This is a genomic window from Prevotella sp. TF12-30, assembly GCF_003436715.1.
In the GTDB taxonomy this organism is placed as follows: Bacteria; Bacteroidota; Bacteroidia; order Bacteroidales; family Bacteroidaceae; genus Prevotella; species Prevotella copri_A.
Genome location: NZ_QSQJ01000006.1, coordinates 70,367 through 88,432, shown reverse-complemented (window position 1 = coordinate 88,432; position 18,066 = coordinate 70,367). Strand labels below are relative to the sequence as shown.

12 protein-coding genes are annotated in these 18,066 nt (G+C 45.8%); 6 read left to right on the top strand and 6 right to left on the bottom strand.

Annotated elements, in window-relative coordinates; translation table 11 throughout:
• Positions 1–89: 89 nt before the first annotated feature.
• Entirely contained in the window at positions 90–1,133 is a 1,044-nt protein-coding gene (ilvC, locus tag DXD25_RS04170; RefSeq protein ID WP_089543564.1) for a ketol-acid reductoisomerase, read from the top strand.
• A 131-nt stretch (positions 1,134–1,264) separates the two neighbouring features.
• Here ilvC and DXD25_RS04165 read toward each other — a convergent pair whose 3' ends face one another.
• The 4 genes from DXD25_RS04165 to DXD25_RS04150 form a co-directional block, all read right to left on the bottom strand.
• The gene (locus DXD25_RS04165; RefSeq protein WP_117661923.1) at positions 1,265–3,067 is read right to left on the bottom strand and encodes an ATP-dependent DNA helicase RecQ; all 1,803 of its coding nucleotides are present in this window, start codon (positions 3,065–3,067) and stop codon (positions 1,265–1,267) included.
• 6 nt (positions 3,068–3,073) lie between these two features.
• Positions 3,074–4,792: a single-stranded-DNA-specific exonuclease RecJ gene (recJ, locus tag DXD25_RS04160; RefSeq protein WP_117661922.1), complete on the bottom strand. Its 1,719-nt coding sequence runs from the start codon at positions 4,790–4,792 to the stop codon at positions 3,074–3,076.
• Positions 4,793–4,969: 177 nt separating this feature from the next.
• The gene (locus tag DXD25_RS04155) at positions 4,970–6,181 is read right to left on the bottom strand and encodes an aminopeptidase C (RefSeq protein ID WP_089543567.1); all 1,212 of its coding nucleotides are present in this window, start codon (positions 6,179–6,181) and stop codon (positions 4,970–4,972) included.
• 115 nt (positions 6,182–6,296) lie between these two features.
• Entirely contained in the window at positions 6,297–7,712 is a 1,416-nt protein-coding gene (locus tag DXD25_RS04150; protein ID WP_117661921.1) for an aminopeptidase P family protein, read from the bottom strand.
• Positions 7,713–7,969: 257 nt separating this feature from the next.
• Here DXD25_RS04150 and DXD25_RS04145 point away from each other — a divergent pair, with 257 nt between their 5' ends.
• A complete protein-coding gene (locus DXD25_RS04145) occupies positions 7,970–8,812 on the top strand; it encodes a patatin family protein (RefSeq protein WP_117661920.1) in 843 nt (280 codons plus the stop codon).
• Positions 8,813–9,010: 198 nt separating this feature from the next.
• Here the strand turns inward: DXD25_RS04145 and trmD are convergent, their stop codons facing one another.
• A complete protein-coding gene (gene trmD, locus DXD25_RS04140) occupies positions 9,011–9,688 on the bottom strand; it encodes a tRNA (guanosine(37)-N1)-methyltransferase TrmD (RefSeq protein ID WP_089543570.1) in 678 nt (225 codons plus the stop codon).
• 359 nt (positions 9,689–10,047) lie between these two features.
• On the opposite strand from trmD, the gene DXD25_RS04135 reads away from it, so the two are divergent.
• The 3 genes from DXD25_RS04135 (at position 10,048) to DXD25_RS04125 (ending at position 14,391) form a co-directional block, all read left to right on the top strand.
• Positions 10,048–12,306 carry an aconitate hydratase gene (locus DXD25_RS04135; protein ID WP_117661919.1) on the top strand — a complete coding sequence of 753 codons (2,259 nt, stop codon included), beginning with the start codon at positions 10,048–10,050 and terminating at the stop codon, positions 12,304–12,306.
• A 5-nt stretch (positions 12,307–12,311) separates the two neighbouring features.
• Positions 12,312–13,658, top strand: coding sequence for a citrate/2-methylcitrate synthase (locus DXD25_RS04130; RefSeq protein WP_089543572.1), 1,347 nt, complete (start codon positions 12,312–12,314; stop codon positions 13,656–13,658).
• A 370-nt stretch (positions 13,659–14,028) separates the two neighbouring features.
• Positions 14,029–14,391 carry a hypothetical protein gene (locus tag DXD25_RS04125; RefSeq protein ID WP_089543573.1) on the top strand — a complete coding sequence of 121 codons (363 nt, stop codon included), beginning with the start codon at positions 14,029–14,031 and terminating at the stop codon, positions 14,389–14,391.
• Positions 14,392–14,419: 28 nt separating this feature from the next.
• On the opposite strand, the gene hemW is transcribed toward DXD25_RS04125, so the two are convergent.
• On the bottom strand, positions 14,420–15,610 hold the full coding sequence (gene hemW / locus DXD25_RS04120; RefSeq protein WP_117661918.1) for a radical SAM family heme chaperone HemW: 1,191 nt from the start codon (positions 15,608–15,610) through the stop codon (positions 14,420–14,422).
• A gap of 264 nt (positions 15,611–15,874) precedes the next feature.
• Here hemW and DXD25_RS04115 point away from each other — a divergent pair, with 264 nt between their 5' ends.
• Positions 15,875–18,037: a translation factor GTPase family protein gene (locus DXD25_RS04115; protein WP_117661917.1), complete on the top strand. Its 2,163-nt coding sequence runs from the start codon at positions 15,875–15,877 to the stop codon at positions 18,035–18,037.
• Positions 18,038–18,066 lie beyond the last annotated feature (29 nt).

The following is an 18,066-nucleotide window of genomic DNA, read 5'->3' as shown; positions in this document are numbered from 1 at the left end:
TTTGGATAAGAATACAGCTCGCATCCGTATGGACAAGTATAACCCGCGGCTCCACAATAGGCAAGCCGCACAAAAATTAAGTTACAATTATGGCAGAAATGAATTTCGGTGGCGTAATGGAAACTGTTGTCACTAGTCATGAATTTTCATTGGAGAAAGCACGTGAAGTATTGAAGAACGAAACTATCGCAGTTATCGGTTACGGTATCCAGGGTCCTGGTCAGGCTTGCAACCTTCGCGATAATGGTTTCAACGTCATCGTCGGACAACGTCAGGGTAAGACCTACGAGAAGTGTTTGAAGGATGGCTGGGTACCAGGCAAGACTTTGTTCTCTATCGAGGAAGCTGCTGAGAAGGGTACTATCATCTGTATGTTGCTTTCTGATGCCGGTCAGATTGCTTGCTGGCCAAAAATTAAGCCACACCTCACAGCAGGTAAGACTTTGTATTATTCACATGGTTTCGCTATCAACTGGAGCGATCGCACAGGCGTTGTTCCACCTAAGGATATTGATGTTATTATGGTTGCACCTAAGGGTTCTGGTACTTCTCTCCGCACTATGTTCTGCGAGGGTCGTGGTTTGAACTGTTCTTACGCTGTTTACCAGGATGCATCTGGCAAGGCAGAGGAAAAGACTATTGCATTCGGTATCGGTATCGGTGCAGGATATTTGTTCAAGACTACATTCCAGCGTGAGGCTACTTCTGACCTTACTGGTGAGCGTGGTTCTTTGATGGGTGCTATCGAGGGTCTCTTGGAGGCTCAGTACGATGTACTCCGTGAGAATGGTCACTCTCCATCTGAGGCATTCAACGAGACTGTTGAGGAGTTGACTCAGAGCCTTGGCCCTCTCTTCGGTGCTAAGGGTATGGATTGGATGTATGCTAACTGTTCTACAACAGCTCAGCGTGGTGCTCTTGATTGGGCTCCTCGTTTCCGTGAGGCTATCAAGCCTGTTATGGAATGGTTGTATTACTCTGTTAAGACTGGTAATGAGGCTCAGATTTCTATCGACAAGAACTCTCAGGCTGATTACCGTGAGAAGTTGAACGCAGAACTCGAGGCTATGCGCAACAAGGAGATGTGGCAGGCTGGTGTTACTGTACGTAAGCTTCGTCCTGAGAATAACTAATTTTTTTCTCGTACATAATGTTATAAAGGGAGCGGTCCGCGATGGGTCGCTCCCTTTTACGTATATGATAAAGCCGAAAGGAGGTTGCTTTTCCTATCATCCTTTCGGCTTCCAATCATCCTTTTATCTTTTCAATCATCCTTTCGTTTTTCTATGACTTTGAGGTCTTCTATGATGATTTCTTCTTCTGCAATCTTTCTGCGGAATTCCTTTTCTTTCTCTTCCGTTTCCTTCGCCAGGCAAACATCACACTGCTGGCATTTCGTTTCATTATGTTCACCAAAATAGGCGAGCAACTGGCGTGAGCGGCATATCTCATCATTTTTGGCATATTGCAGTATGCTTTGAATACGCTTCATATATTGCTCTCTTCGGCCTTCCCATACCTCTTGCGGAATCTGTACCTTGTTGCCATCTACTCGGTCGCGTGTATAGCTGATGAAAGGTATCTTGCGGCGGGGGATAAATTTGATGATGTGGCGGGCTGCCAGGTTCTTTAATGCAAAATATACCTGCTGGATGTCTAATTCCGCCTGGCGGGCAATAAGATGCTCGTCTATGAAGGTAAGATCCACAAACAGACTGCCGTAGCTGCGCAGTAATGCTGTGATGACCGCCTCCTGTGTAGGAGGAAGCTGATCGAGTATATAAAGTTCGTTTCTGCCCAGGAGAAACATAACGCGGGCTTTACCATCTGGATCGTCCTCGTAGTGCAGATAGCCGCTTCGTTCAAGAATCCTGAGGGCAGAATCTACTTTGGTGGGGAAAAACTTGTAGGTGATGCAGAATTTATCGATGTCAAACTCGAAGGTCTTGCCACATCCGCTACCTACACCTATCTGGTAGAAGTAGGCAAGATGTTCGTAAACGTCCTGTATCATTTCTTTAGGTGGAAAGGTATCATCTATTCGTTTCTTGAGTTTCGACTCGTCGCTTCTGTCAAAAAGCAGTACTGCATAGGATTTCTCCCCATCTCTTCCGGCACGTCCAGCCTCCTGGAAGTAAGCCTCAAGTGAATCGGGACAGTCTATGTGAATCACCATCCTCACATCGGGTTTGTCTATTCCCATTCCAAAGGCGTTTGTGGCGCACATCACCCTTACTTCGTCTGCCTGCCAGGCTTTTTGTCGCACATCCTTCTCATCAGGAGCGAGTCCGGCATGGTAAAAGGTGGCGGAAATACCTTTCTTAGACAATAGTTCAGCCATTTCCTTGGTGCGTTTTCTACTTCGGGCATAGACTATGGCTGAGCCTTTCACGCTTTGCAGGATATGCACCATTTCACCCTGCTTATTGGAAGTGTTGCGTACAACATAAGCGAGGTTCTTGCGTTCGAAGCTCATCTTAAACACATTCTTTTCTGCAAAATGTAGTCTTTCCTGTATATCATCCACAACTTCTGGAGTCGCAGTCGCTGTAAGAGCAAGGATAGGTACCTGGGGAATCATTTCCCTGATTTTGGCTATCTGCAGGTAAGATGGGCGGAAATCGTAGCCCCATTGGCTGATACAATGGGCTTCATCTACTGTGATGAAACTTACATGGATGTGTTTGAGCTTGGTCTGAAAGAGTTCTGATGCGAGTCGTTCTGGTGAAACGTAGAGAATCTTTACGCCCCCGAAGATACAGTTGTCGAGCGTCTGGAGAATTTCGTTTCTCGATTTGTCTGCATAGATGGCATCAGCCAGTATACCTCGTTCTCTAAGATGCTGTACCTGGTCTTTCATCAGGGCGATGAGAGGGGTGATAACGATACATACACCTTCCTTGAACAAGGCAGGCACCTGGAATGTGATGGATTTGCCGCCACCTGTAGGCATAAGACCGAGGGTATCCCGTCCGCAGGCAATGCTTTCGATGATATTGCGTTGAATGCCTCGGAAATCAGGATACCCCCAATACTTTTGCAGAATAAGTTGAAATTGATCTGCCATTTTTTCTTAGTCATTTGGCCTGATAGCCTCTATTTGAAGTTGGACTTGATTCTTCTTGAAAATATTGTCCTCAATGGTGTATGCAATGTCGAAACTGCGGCGGCTTTTGATGTATCGGGCAGCCGCGCTTTGCCCGAAGGCAATTCCGTTCATTACGGTACTTGACTTAGAATCTACCAATTCCAGTTTGATATGCTCTTGTTCTCTGCCCACCACCTTGCTGGTGCCGTAATCATATACGTTCTGCGTGCAGAATACGGGTTTGCTATTGCATGGACCAAAAGGTGAGAACTTCTTTAAATCTGAGTGCAGCTGCTTCGTTATGTCCTTGAAGTCTATCATCGCATCTATGTTGAGCATCGCTTCCGTCTGTTCGGGAGCGATATGTTCTGCCACGTACTGGTGGAATCTGTCTCTAAACTCCTTCACGTTTTCCCATTTCATCGTAAGTCCGCAGGCATAGGTGTGACCTCCGAAGTTGATAAGCAGGTCGCGGCAACTCTTGATGGCAGAATATACATCGAATCCTGTTACACTGCGAGCCGAACCTGTTGCAAGGTCTCCGTCACGGGTCAATACCACGGTAGGACGGAAGTAGATTTCCGTAAGTCGGGATGCAACGATGCCGATGACTCCCTTTTTCCAACCTTCATCATAGAGTACGATGCTGGAGTTGTGTTTCTGTGTCTCCAGTCGTGACACGATTAGATTGGCTTCTTCTGTCATCTGCTTGTCTATATCCTTGCGCTGCTCATTGTACTCATTGATGTGCTTTGCCATTTTCAGAGCCTGACCGAAGTCTCGCTCTACCAGCAGATCCACGCTTTCCTTGCCGTTCTCCATACGTCCTGATGCATTGATGCGTGGTCCTAGCTTGAAGACGATGTCACTCATAGACAGCTCTCTTCCGTTGAGTCCGCAGATATCGATAATCGCCTTGAGTCCGATACTTGGATTGGTATTGAGAAGTTTGAGTCCGTGGAAGGCAAGGATTCGGTTTTCATCCACTACAGGCACTATGTCGGCAGCAATGCTCACGGCACAGAAGTCGAGTAATGGGATGAGGCGTGAGAAAGGAATGTTGTTGTTCTTGGCAAAAGCCTGCATAAACTTGAATCCTACGCCACAACCGCAGAGATGTTTGAATGGGAACGGATCATCCGGGCGTTTGGGGTTAAGTATGGCCACAGCTGGTGGCATCACGTCGTCAGGGACATGATGGTCGCAGATGATGAAATCTATGCCAAGACTCTTGGCATATTCTATCTCCTGGATAGCTTTGATGCCGCAATCCAGGATAATGATGAGTTTTACACCTGTTTCGTGCGCAAAGTCTATTCCCTTTTTGCTTACTCCATAGCCTTCGTCGTATCGGTCTGGTATGTAGTAATCAATGTTGGAATAAAACTGTTGCAGAAACTTGTACACCAATGCTACAGCCGTGCATCCATCCACGTCATAGTCTCCATAGACCATGATGCGCTCCTTTCTTCCCATTGCATCGTTGAGGCGATCTACAGCGATATCCATATCCTTCATCAGGAATGGATTGATGAGATCAGACAGCTGGGGGCGGAAAAACCGCTTGGCTGCAGATTCTGTCGTAATGCCTCTATGGATGAGAAGCTTGGCTAGGATAGGGCTGATACTGAGTTTGTCGGCTAGTTCTTTAGCCGATTTCTCCAGCTCTGGTGTCGGTTCTTCGTAATTCCATTTAAAATGCATTTTAATTATTTTTTATTTCTGCCCCCAAAGTTACGAAAATAAAGTGACAATCGAAAATGTTTATGAAGTATTTTATTTAAAAATACCTAGATTTAAGTAAAAATAATACTTGCAGGTAAACAAAAAGGCAGCAAACTCTACTGTTTGCTGCCTTTGGTTATGTTTATTTTGAATAAATTAGATGCCGAGCTTCTTGCGGATATCCTTAGGAATGGCATTCTTGTTTACCATAAAGTCCATTGTCTTGTAAGCTACGAAAGCCTTGGTCATATACCATGTTCCCTTGTAGTCACCATACTCACCCCAAGAGTTCTTTACCATATAGTACTCCTTGCCGTTCTGGTCCTTAGCGATACCATAGATGTGCATACCATGGTCATCGGTAGTCTCCCAGTTGTCGAAAGCTTCCTGGCGCATAGCCTGGGTAGGAACAACTTCTGGTGCGTTTACACCAAGTGAATCGAACTTCTCCTTCTTCTCGTCCTTAGAGAGTTTGAACCAGTGGTCTGCGTCTGTACCTGCCATAGAACGAACCTTCTTGACGTCGTATGCGATACCGAGACCCTTACGAGTGAAACCGTCCTCTGTTACGTCGCCACCCCAAGCTACTGTGTAGCCGTTGTTGATAGCGTTGTCGATGATTTTGCAAAGGTCATCCATTGGTACGTTGTAGCTCAAAGGCCAACGCCAGTTATCCTGTACCTCAACAGCAAACTTGCTCCACATTGGGTGGTGAGTGTAGCTGGTGATGGTAACATAATCATCGAGGTTCAAGCCGAGGCTCTGGCAGAATGACTGTGGAGTGTACTGCTTGCCCTGATATGTGAACTTCTCAGGAGTCTTACCGATATATGAGTCGATGATACCCTGAAGACCGCTCTTCCAGGCAGAAGAAATCTTCTTAGCGTTGCTCTTAGCTACAGCCTCTACGTATGGAGTCATTACATCGAAGAACTCACCGAAGTTAGCGAGTGAGTCGCCTGTCAAAGTACCAGGAGCTGGCATTGCGCCCTCTGGTACGATTCCGTAGTGCTGCAAAGCATAAAGTACATCGTATGCGCTACCGCCCTGAGAGAAGCTTACGTCGCCATGCATTCTCACTGCCATAGTGGCACGGTCCATATAAGTCTTGTTAGCTACGAACATCTCGCTGAGGTCGTAGGTCTTACCTGTATGCTTCAGAATCTCGCTTTCGAAGTAGCTGAGTGTAGAGTAAGCCCAGCACGTACCGCTGCGGTTCTGGTCCTTGATGCTTGTAATAGGATTCTGTTTCACTACAGTGAATACAGGCTTGTTCTTTGCGATGGTAGCAGAATCTGTTGCTGATTTCGCATTTGCGCCAGTGGCAACCATAGCCAACATAGCTGCAACGATCATTGATTTCTTCATGAAATTTTTCTCTTAAATTAATAATGTTATTCTATACTTATATCTCTCTATGAAGAATCCTCAAGTTTTATAGGCTTGAGGGTTCTTTGTTCGTTTGCTTGAATGGATTTTCTATTTAAAGAATCTCTCCTCTGTGGGCAGCCATATACTCCTCTACATCCTTTGGATGGTAAGGTATGCGGTCGGTTCCGAGGAATCGGCAACCATCCTTGGTGATGAGTACATCATCCTCGATACGGATGCCTCCGAAGTCTTTGTAGGTCTCAATCTTATCGAAGTTGAGGAACTCTGCACAATGACCTGAAGCTTTCCATTCGTCGATGAGAGCTGGAATGAAGTAAACACCTGGCTCATCTGTTACTACGAAGCCTTCTTCAAGGCGACGGCCCATACGCAGGCAGTTTGTACCAAACTGTTCCAGGTTAGGGCGAACTTCATCATCAAAGCCAACGTTTATCTGGTCGAGGTTCTCCATATCGTGAACATCCATACCCATCATGTGTCCCAATCCGTGAGGCAGGAACATAGCGTGGGCACCAGCACGTACAGCCTCTTCTGTATCACCTTTGGCAAGACCTAACTCTTTCATACGGTCGAAGAGCAAGCGGCATACGGCAAAGTGGACATCAGCCCACTTCATACCTGGCTTTGCAACTTCCAGAGCGTAGTCGTGACAAGCCTCTACGATAGAGTAGATTTCCAACTGGCGTTGGCTGAACTTACCGCTGACAGGCATTGTACGGGTATGGTCTGAACAGTAATTGTTCATAGTCTCTGCACCTGCATCACAAAGTGCCAGTCTTCCTTCCTCGAGCAGATTCATAGATGGATAACCATGCTGAATCTCTCCATGCTGGCTGAAGATAGTAGGGAAACTAACCATTGCTCCATAAGAGTGAGCAATTCCGCTTACCTGTCCTGCTACATATTTTTCTGTGATTCCTGGGCGGACGAGCTTCATAGCAGTGGTGTGCATCTTATATCCGATAACAGAAGCACGCTCCAATTCCTCAATTTCCTCAGGAGTCTTGGTAGAACGCATCTTGACAACTGCCTTGATGAGATCCATGCTGGCTTCCTCTTTCTGCTGGTTTGGATGAATTCCGAGAAGGTCAAATACCTGAAGCTTGATATCATAGCGGTAAGGTGGCAAGAAGTGAATCTTGCGTTTCTTCGCCATAGCATCATTGCAGATGGTCTTCAGACTCTTCATTGGTGCAGAATTATGTACGCCCACCTGCTCTGCGAGATTGTGGACGCTATCTACGCTTCCGTACCATACGATATCTACCAAGTCGATATCATCACCGATTAAAGTTTCGATGTCGTTATCTATGTCAATTACACCAACCAAACCGTCTCGCTGCAAACCGAAATAGTACAGGAATGTTGAGTCCTGGCGGAATGGGTAATATCCGTTATTAGGGAAATTACAAGGTGAATTGTTGTTTCCGAAAAGAATGATGACGCCGCTTTTGACGAGCTTCTTAAGCTCTTGTCTGCGGCTGATATAAGTGTCCTTGCTAAACATATTTTTAGAATTTTACTTTATTTTGCTGCAAAGTTAGCAATTATTTCGCAAAAATGTATTATCTTTGCAATCAAAAATAGAAAAAACTAGCGAATTTATAAATAATTAATATAAAAATGCTCTTTTTGAGGGACAATATGTAAGAAAATGAGTTTTCTCAGAGTGCAAATCGTTAGTAATGCAGAGAGTGATAATCTGTAAGAGTATGAATCTTGATTAGTGTAATGCAATCAAAAAACAGTGGAAGAATAAAGGTTATGAAGTTGAATTTGGAAAAAACTGGTTTGGTCTTGGAAGGTGGAGGTATGCGTGGCGTCTTTACCAGTGGCGTACTTGATGCTTTTATGAAGCATGATGTTTATTTCCCATATACGGTGGCGGTGTCGGCAGGTGCATGTAATGGTATGTCGTACATCAGTCGCCAGCCGCGTCGTGCCCGTATTTCAAATATCGATTATTTGGCGAGGTATCAGTATATCGGCATCCGACATCTGGTAACGCAAGGGTGTATTTTCGACCGTGAGTTGCTTTACGATAAGTTTCCGAATCTGTTGCTTCCTTACGATTTTGATACCTATTTTAAATATGCCGACCGATTCGAGATGGTTACCACGAATTGTCTTACGGGCAAGCCTATGTATCTTTCGGAAAATCATGATCGGCAGCGTGCCCTCGATATTGTACGTGCTTCCAGCAGTTTGCCATACGTGAGTAAAATCGTGGATGTGGATGGTATCCCAATGCTCGATGGTGGAATATCAGACAGTATTCCCGTGATGAGAGCTATAGACAAAGGTTATGAGCACAATGTGGTTGTCTTGACCCGCAACAAAGGTTGGAGAGATACTGGCAAAGATAGAAAGCTACCTTATTTATATAAGAACTATCCGCGCCTGCGAGTGATCTTGAGTCATCGGCATAAGATTTATAATGAGCAGATTCAACTGATTGATGATTTGGAGGCTGCTGGCAAAATCACTTGTATCCGTCCGATTCGTCCAATGGAAGTAGGGCGCATAGAAAAGGATACGGATAGGTTAGAGCGTCTCTATGAAGAAGGATTTATGCTGGGAGAAAAGTTTTGTGAGAAATTCCTATAATGAAGTTCTCATTATGGATTTCTGATATGGAATACTCTTTATGAAGCAGCCTGTTCTCTAAACAGAAACTCGTGTTTTGAGAACAGGCTATTCTTATTATATATGTTCACCTTAATATATGTTCACCTTATATGTACTCCCCTTAATATATGTGCTTATCTTTTATGTATGCCCATTCTGCAGATTGGCTTCAGCCTATTATTCTTTAAGCAAGTCGGGTCTTAATCGCTTGGTTCGTTCCATTGCCTGGTCAAACTCCCACTGGCGGATTTTTGCTTCGTTGCCGCTAAGTAGGATTTCAGGAACCTTCCAACCCTTGTAGTCTGAAGGGCGGGTGTAGATAGGAGCTGATAGAATGTCGTCTTGGAAGCAGTCGGAGAGGGCACTCTGTTCATCGCTGATGACTCCTGGTACGAGGCGGATTACCGCATCTGAAATAATAGCTGCTGCCAGTTCGCCGCCCGTGAGCACATAATCACCTACGCTGATTTCTCTGGTAATAAGATGATCGCGCACGCGCTGGTCGATTCCCTTGTAGTGACCGCAGAGGATGATGAGGTTTCCACCCAGCGACATTTCGTTGGCTATCTTCTGGTTGAAGGTCTCGCCATCCGGAGATACATAGATGACGTCATCGTAGTCACGCTCTGCCTTCAGGGCAGTGATGCATCGGTCTATTGGTTCGCATTGCATCACCATTCCGGCGCTTCCTCCGTATGGATAGTCGTCCACTCGTTTCCATTTATCTAATGTATAGTCGCGCAAGTTGTGGAGATGGATCTCTGCGAGGCCCTTCTTCTGCGCACGTGCCAGGATAGATTCATTGAAGAATCCCTCCAGCATCTCTGGTAATACTGTAATAATGTCTATTCTCATAACATCTGCAAAGATAATAAATAATGTGTATAGCGCCAAATGTTTTATCGTTTTTCTTTTTCTTCTGCGATTGTTTTCTGATTTTCTTCTGCTTTTACTATTGTTTTCTTGCTTTTCTGATGTTTTTACTTTGAATTCTTTATTTATAGTGGAAAAACAGCAATCTTTCGTATAAATATGCAACAAATTCATCAAGAATCAAGAAAAATGCTAGCAAAATGATAAATTTTCAATAAAATGTGCTACTATTTGCAGAAAAAGTCGTATATTTGCAAACAAAAAAGTTCGGTAGTGCGTATTATGCTGTTGTATGGTGTGCGCACACGAATGTATAGTTAATCAAATAATTAGTGAATAAGATGATACTGGACATTGAAATGCTGAGAAGCTTTTATGCTTCGTATTCGGAAAGTGTAAAACAGGCTAAGGCTACTGTGAAACGACCTCTCACTTATGCCGAGAAGGTGCTCTTTGCGCATCTTTTCGACCCTGCTGAGTTGCGCCCATATAAAAGAGGTATAGAATATGTGGATTTCCGACCTAACCGCGTGGCGATGCAGGATGCTACCGCTCAGATGGCGCTCTTGCAGTTTATGAACGCAGGTAAGGATAAAGTGGCTGTTCCTGCTTCAGTACATTGCGATCACTTGATTCGTGCAGACGTGGGTGCTACTCAAGACCTTCCTGAAGCATGTAAGACCAACAAGGAGGTATATGATTTCTTGAAGTCGGTATCTCAGAAATATCACATCGGATTCTGGGGACCAGGAGCTGGTATCATCCACCAGGTGGTACTCGAGAACTATGCCTTCCCAGGCGGTATGATGGTGGGTACAGATTCCCATACTCCAAATGCCGGCGGTCTCGGAATGGTAGCCGTGGGCGTTGGTGGTGCCGATGCCGTGGATGTGCTCACTGGTCAGCCTTGGGAACTCAAGATGCCTCGCCTCATCGGTGTGCATCTCACGGGTAAGCTCTCTGGCTGGGCTACTCCAAAGGATGTGATTCTCGAAATCCTGGGCATTCTCACAGTGAAGGGTGGTACCAATGCCATCCTCGAATACTTTGGCGATGGCCTCGACGGCATCTCTACCACGGGTAAGGCTACCATCTGTAACATGGGTGCAGAGCTGGGTGCTACCTGCTCTATCTTCCCATTCGACCAGAATGCCAGCGAATATCTCCGCAAGACGGGGCGTGAGGAGATTGCTTCTCTTGCCCAGAAGAACGCTGCCGAACTTCGTGCTGATGACGAGGTGCTTGCCAATCCATCTGCCTTCTACGACCAGATTGTAGAAATCGACCTCTCTAAGGTCGAGCCACATCTCAATGGTCCGTTTACTCCAGATGCGGCAACTCCTATCTCTCACATGAAGGCGAAGGGGCCTGCTAATGATTATCCTATGGTGGTAGAAGTTGGATTGGTAGGAAGCTGTACCAACTCTTCCTATCAGGATTTGGCCCGTGCGGCAAGTGTGGCACGCCAGGCTTACGAGAAGGGCATCCAGGTAAAGGGGCAGCTCATCATCAACCCTGGTTCTGAGCAGATTCGCTATACTGCCGAGCGTGATGGTATCCTCGATGACTTCAAGAAGATTGGTGCCTTGATCATGACCAATGCCTGCGGCCCTTGCATCGGACAGTGGAAGCGTCACACTGATGACAACACCCGCAAGAATGCCATCGTCACCTCTTTCAATAGAAACTTCCGCCGTCGTGCTGATGGCAACCCTAATACATTTGCCTTCATCGGTAGCCCTGAGCTCACCGTGGCACTCACCATTGCCGGCCGCCTGGATTTCAATCCTGCCACCGATACCTTATCAGATAAGGATGGCAACAGCGTGAAGCTCGATGCGCCTGCAGGTTTCACCTTCCCTCCTAAGGGATTTGCCGTAGAAGACAAGGGCTTCATCGCTCCTAGCGAAGCAAATGCTAACATTGAGGTGGTAATTGCTCCAGATAGCAACCGCCTGCAGAAATTGGCTCCATTCGCTCCTTGGGATGGAAAGGACCTGGTAGATATGCCTCTCCTCATCAAGACCGAGGGCAAGTGTACCACCGACCATATCTCAATGGCTGGTCCATGGTTGAAGTTCCGCGGACATCTTCAGAATATCTCTGATAACCTGCTGATGGGTGCCGTCAACGCCTTCAATGGCGAGAGCAACAAGGTGAAGAACCAGTTGGATGGCAAGTATGTGGAGGTTTCTACCGCAGCCAAGGCTTACAAGGCGCAGGGCATCAGCAGCATCGTGGTGGCTGAGGATAACTACGGTGAAGGCTCATCTCGTGAGCATGCAGCCATGGAGCCTCGTTTCCTGAACGTGAAGGTGATTCTTGCCAAGAGTTTCGCCCGTATCCACGAAACCAACCTTAAGAAGCAGGGTATGCTCGCCCTTACATTCTGCAATAAGGATGATTATAATAAGGTACAGGAAGACGACCGCATCTCACTCACCGGTTTGAAGGAGTTTGCTCCAGGTTCTAAACTCACCGTCACCTTGAAGCACAAGGATGGTTCTGAGGATAGTTTCGAAGTAGAGCATACTTATAATGATACACAGATTGCATGGTTCAAGGCTGGTTCTGCATTGAACTTTGCAGCTAAAAAGTAACAGTTATGAATAAAGAATATTTAATATATAAACTAAGTGATGAGGTAAAGAACTCATGTAAGATTGATAAGGATGCATTCACCAAGTTCAATGTAAAGCGTGGACTTCGTAATGAGGATGGCTCTGGTGTGCTGGTAGGATTGACCAACATCGGTAACGTTGTGGGTTACGAGCGCGATGAGAATGGCAAGCTGAAGCCTACCGAGGGTAAGCTCTATTATCGTGGCTACGAGCTTGACGACCTCGTTACTCCTCTCTTGAAGGAGAAACGATTCGGATTTGAGGAGGTTGCCTTCCTGCTCCTTTCCGGTCAGCTGCCGGATAAGGAGGAGTTGGAGGCTTTCAAGGAACTCCTGAACGACAACATGCCGCTCGACCACCGTACCATTACTCACATCATCGAGCTGGAGGGTTCTAACATCATGAACATCCTGGCTCGTTGCGTGCTCGAAATGTACACCTTCGATCCGAACCCTGACGATATCAGCCGCGACAACCTGATGCGTCAGAGTGTGGAGCTGATTGCGAAGTTCCCAACCATCATCGCCTATGCATACAACATCTATCGTCACTCTGTACAGGGCAGAAGCTTGCACATTCGCCATCCACGCGAGAATCTCTCTATCGCAGAGAACTTCCTCTATATGATGAAGCACGAGAACTACTCAGAGTTGGATGCGCGTATGCTCGATCTGCTCCTCATCATCCAGGCAGAGCATGGTGGTGGTAACAACTCTACCTTTACGGTGCGTGTTACTTCTTCTACCCGCACGGATACCTACAGCTCCATCGCTGCCGGTATCGGTAGCTTGAAGGGTCCTCTTCATGGTGGTGCCAACATCAAGGTTATCAATATGTTCCATCATCTGAAGGAGGCTATCAAGGATTGGACCAATGTCAACGAACTCGATATCTACCTGAAGCGCATGCTCAACAAGGAGGCTTATGATAAGACGGGTCTTATCTATGGTATCGGCCATGCGGTTTATACCTTGAGCGATCCTCGTGCCGTAGAGTTGAAGCGACTGGCTGGCGAGCTTGCCAAGGAGAAGGGTAGGGAGGATGAGTACAACTTCCTGAAGCTTATCGAGCAGGAGGGTATCAAGTGCCTGCAGGAACATCGTGGCGGCAGCAAGCCTGCCTGTGCTAACCTCGATTTCTATAGCGGTTTCATCTATGAGATGATTGGTCTTCCTCAGGAGATTTATACTCCTATCTTTGCTATGGCCCGTATCGTGGGTTGGACTGCCCATCGCATCGAAGAACTCAACTTCGAGGGTCGCCGCATTATTCGTCCTGCTTACAAGAATATTCTGGGTGAGTTGGATTATACTCCATTGGGTGAGAGATAAAAAATACATCAAATAATAAATACAAGTATTTAAAAAGGGCAATGCTTCTATGAGTATTGCCCTTTTATTTGGTGTGTACAGGGGGATATGCTTTTCTTTTTGGCTGTAGTCTTTTTTTCGATACTAAATAGCGTATCTTGTTTTAAAAACCGCTTAAAAAAAATATTTTAGTGAAATATAGTTAAGAAACTGATGTTTGGAGATAAATATTTGCGGATTACAGATAAATGTAGTATCTTTGTCGAAGAATTGCATGAAATGCAAGACTACAATAGTAAATTGTTATAATAAATAAAAGTATAAGAGAATAGGTGATGTCTGTAGATTGCCTATTAGATTGGTACCTAAATAAGAGGAGTAATAAAAGTTAATGGAAAAAGAATTTGAAGAGTATTGGAGCGCACACAGCAAGAGAATGCTTTTGAATGCTCCTGGCAACCTGCGGCAGGAATACCTGGAATCAACGAAATTAGATACGCCTATGGATTGGGTGTGTTATATCCTTCCCGTGGCTGCAGGTATTCTCATTCAGCCTCATGTCAATCTGAAGAGTGAGGTGCTGTCTTGGGCCATTATTTTATTGATAGTGGTGGTACTGTTTGTTCTTTTGCAGATGGTAAAGCCTTTTTTTCAGAAAAAGAAGTCAACCATTCAGGCAATTGATCAAATTAAACAGTATTACTACGAAAGATATAAGAAATATGGTCTGGATAAAATGGAGCCTTGGAATTAAGGCTCCATTTTTTATGTGATGATGTATTTTATACGATCATAAAGTCGCTCATGATGTCATCTGATATATAGAGACCTTCATGGGTAAGTGATAGCTTCCCGTTGCTTATCTTCATGAGTCCTCTATGAATATGCTTCTCAGCTTCCTGCATCATCTGTGAAGCTAATTGGTCACCAAACTCCTTTTCCATCTTTTCTATATCAATACCATCGCTTGTCCGTAATGCCGTGGTGATAAGGTCATTGTATCTTGTAGAAAGATCCAGGGATTCGGTTTCACTAGGCAATTCTCCCTTTTGGATGGAAGCGATGTATTCCCTGATATTGTCCACATTCCAGCTTCTGGTGGCTTCAATCTTGTTTTCTTCACCTCTTTTAGTCTCTCGTCTGTAGGAGTGGGCGGCTGCACCTATTCCGATATAGGGCACTTCATGCCAATAGCTGCTGTTGTGGCGTGATCGGTAGCCTGGCTTGGCAAAGTTGCTTATTTCGTAGTGCTCGTATCCGGCAGAGACGAGTTGGGTGATGAGTAGCTCATACATCTGTCGGCTGGTTTCCTCATCGATTTCCTCTATCTTTCCCTGTTCCAGCATTCTGTAGAGAGTTGTTCCTTCTTCGTACATCAAGCTGTAGGCAGAGATGTGTTCTACCCCCAGTTTGATGGCTTCATCAATGTCTTTTTTCCAGTCTTCCTGAGTTTCGCCAGGAAATCCGAACATCAGGTCGATGCTGATGTTATGGATGTCGATGCCACGCAACCTTTTGATGGCAGCCTTGACATCTGCAGCCTTGTGGCGGCGGTGAAGGAAGCCCAGGCGATGGTCTGAAAAAATCTGTGCTCCCATGCTTACCCTGTTTACGGGCAGCTGCAGGAGAGTCTTGCAGAATTCTTCTGAGACATCATCGGGGTTGCATTCCATCGTAATTTCCATTTTTGAGAATTCTTCTTCCGGATGATCTGGAGGAAAATAAGCCTCCTTGATACCTTCGAAAAGGCGGATGAGCTGATCGTGGGTAAGCTGGCTGGGAGTTCCACCCCCCAGGTAGATGGTTCTTAAACAGTAATCGTAATCAGTTGCCGTTTTGAAGGGGCGCATCTTCATTTCCTTGCACAGAGCATCAACGTAATCATCCCGCATGCTGAGGGATGTGGTGCTGTAGAAACCGCAGTAGATGCAGCGGCTCTCACAGAATGGGATATGTATGTATAGTCCTGCCATGTTTTTTTAAGTCTGAATTCCTAATCGGCATTTCTGGCTTTAGTCTTATCTTTTTCTATATATAATAAGGTATAAGCCTAGAAATATGTCTTAACAAGATGCAAAATTACTAATATAATTTAATTTAGAGCAAGTTTTTTGTGAAAAAATTTGCAGGATTGCCGAAAAATGTGTAATTTAGTAGCACGAAACAGAAAAATCGTATGATTGGACTGTCGAATAACTAGCAATTTTAAGTATAACCCTTAAAAATCTATAAGCGTCATGAGAGTATATCAGACTAATGAGATTAAAAACATTGCATTGCTGGGCAGTGCGGGTAGCGGCAAGACTACACTTGCCGAGAGTATGTTATTTGAAGCAGGCGTTATCAAGCGTAGAGGCTCTGTAGAAGCGAAGAATACGGTGAGCGACTACTTCCCAGTAGAGTTGGAGTATGGCTACTCAGTGTTCCCTACCGTTTTTCATGTGGAGTGGAACAATAAGAAGCTTAACATTATAGATTGCCCTGGTAGCGATGATTTCGTAGGTGGTGCCATTACATCACTCAATGTTACCGATCAGGCAGTCATCCTTATCAATGGTCAGTATGGTCCAGAGGTAGGCACCCAGAACAACTTCCGTTATACAGAGAAGTTGAACAAGCCTGTTATTTTCCTCGTAAACCAGCTTGACTCAGACAAGTGCGATTTCGACAACCTCATTGCCACCATGAAGGACATTTATGGTTCCAAGTGTGTGCAGATACAATATCCTATCGAGACAGGTCCTGGCTTCAATGCTCTCATTGACGTGTTATTGATGAAAAAATATTCCTGGAAACCAGAAGGCGGTGCTCCTATCATCGAGGATATTCCTGAGGAGGAAATGGACAAGGCGATGGAACTTCATACTGCACTCGTTGAGGCTGCTGCCGAAAACGACGAAGGCTTGATGGAGAAATTCTTCGAGAGTGAAAGCTTGACAGAGGATGAACTTCGTGAGGGTATCCGCAAGGGATTGGTAACTCGCAGCATCTTCCCTGTATTCTGCGTTTGCGCAGGCAAGTCTATGGGCGTTCATCGCCTGATGGAGTTCTTGGGCAACGTTGTTCCTTTCGTAAGCGAGATGCCTAAGGTGCATAATACCCGTGGTGAGGAAATTACTCCTGATACCAATGGTCCTGAGAGTGTTTACTTCTTCAAGACAGGCTTGGAACCACATATCGGTGAGGTAAGTTACTTCAAGGTGATGAGTGGTTCTATCAAGAGTGGTGACGACCTGACCAATTCTGACCGTGGTTCCAAGGAGCGTATCGGACAGATTTATGCCTGTGCGGGTGCTAACCGTGTGCCTGTAGATCAGTTGAATGCCGGTGATATCGGTTGTACCGTGAAGATGAAGGACGTGAAGACGGGCAATACCTTGAATGGAAAGGGTGCTGAGTGGCGCTTCGATTTCATCAAGTATCCTAATCCTAAGTACTCTCGTGCCATCAAGGCTGTCAATGCCCAGGATACAGAGAAGCTGATGGCTGCTCTTCTCAAGATGCGTCAGGAAGACCCAACATGGGTTGTGGATCAGAGCAAGGAGTTGCGCCAGGTGATCGTACGCGGTCAGGGTGAGTTCCACCTCCGTACATTGAAGTGGCGTCTGGAGAACAACGAAAAGCTCAATGTAGTCTTCGAGGAGCCTCGCATCCCATATCGTGAGACCATTACCAAGAAGGCTCGTGCCGACTATCGTCATAAGAAGCAGAGTGGTGGTGCTGGTCAGTTTGGTGAGGTTCACCTCATCGTTGAGCCATACGCAGAGGGTATGCCAGATTCGACATCATTCACCTTCAACGGTCAGGAGTTCAAGATGAACATCAAGAGCCGTGAAGAAGTTTCCCTGGAGTGGGGTGGCAAGTTGGTATTCCTCAACTCTGTGGTTGGTGGAGCTATCGATGCCCGTTTCATGCCGGCTATCCTGAAGGGTATCATGGATTGTATGGAGCATGGACCTCTTACAGGTTCTTACGCCCGTGATGTCCGAGTTATCGTATATGATGGCAAGATGCACCCGGTAGATAGCAATGAGTTGTCATTCATGCTGGCTGCCCGTCGTGCTTTCAGCGATGCCTTCAAGCAGGCAGGTCCAAAGATTCTGGAGCCTATCTATGATTTGGAGGTTTACGTGCCAGCCGACTATATGGGTGATGTGATGAGTGATCTTCAGGGACGCCGTGCCCTTATCATGGGTATGGATTCTGAGGCAGGTTACCAGAAGTTGAGTGCCAAGATTCCACTCAAGGAGCTTGCCAACTATTCTATCTCCCTCAGCTCGCTTACCGGTGGTCGTGCTTCGTTCACCACCAAGTTTGCCAGCTACGAGTTGGTTCCTACCGATATCCAGAGCAAGCTGATTGCCGATCATGAGGCTGAACTGGCTAAGGAGGCTGAATAGAGTAGAAAAGATATTTCATCTTTATGATA

Excerpts from the sequence above, each read along its gene's own strand:
- DXD25_RS04155 (WP_089543567.1), bottom strand. The coding sequence starts at position 6,181 with ATGAAGAAATCAATGATCGTTGCAGCTATGTTGGCTATGGTTGCCACT.
- trmD (WP_089543570.1), bottom strand. The coding sequence starts at position 9,688 with ATGAGAATAGACATTATTACAGTATTACCAGAGATGCTGGAGGGATTC.
- DXD25_RS04150 (WP_117661921.1), bottom strand. The coding sequence starts at position 7,712 with ATGTTTAGCAAGGACACTTATATCAGCCGCAGACAAGAGCTTAAGAAG.
- ilvC (WP_089543564.1), top strand. The coding sequence starts at position 90 with ATGGCAGAAATGAATTTCGGTGGCGTAATGGAAACTGTTGTCACTAGT.
- DXD25_RS04130 (WP_089543572.1), top strand. The coding sequence starts at position 12,312 with ATGAATAAAGAATATTTAATATATAAACTAAGTGATGAGGTAAAGAAC.
- recJ (WP_117661922.1), bottom strand. The coding sequence starts at position 4,792 with ATGCATTTTAAATGGAATTACGAAGAACCGACACCAGAGCTGGAGAAA.
- hemW (WP_117661918.1), bottom strand. The coding sequence starts at position 15,610 with ATGGCAGGACTATACATACATATCCCATTCTGTGAGAGCCGCTGCATC.
- DXD25_RS04165 (WP_117661923.1), bottom strand. The coding sequence starts at position 3,067 with ATGGCAGATCAATTTCAACTTATTCTGCAAAAGTATTGGGGGTATCCT.
- DXD25_RS04145 (WP_117661920.1), top strand. The coding sequence starts at position 7,970 with ATGAAGTTGAATTTGGAAAAAACTGGTTTGGTCTTGGAAGGTGGAGGT.
- DXD25_RS04125 (WP_089543573.1), top strand. The coding sequence starts at position 14,029 with ATGGAAAAAGAATTTGAAGAGTATTGGAGCGCACACAGCAAGAGAATG.
- DXD25_RS04135 (WP_117661919.1), top strand. The coding sequence starts at position 10,048 with ATGATACTGGACATTGAAATGCTGAGAAGCTTTTATGCTTCGTATTCG.
- DXD25_RS04115 (WP_117661917.1), top strand. The coding sequence starts at position 15,875 with ATGAGAGTATATCAGACTAATGAGATTAAAAACATTGCATTGCTGGGC.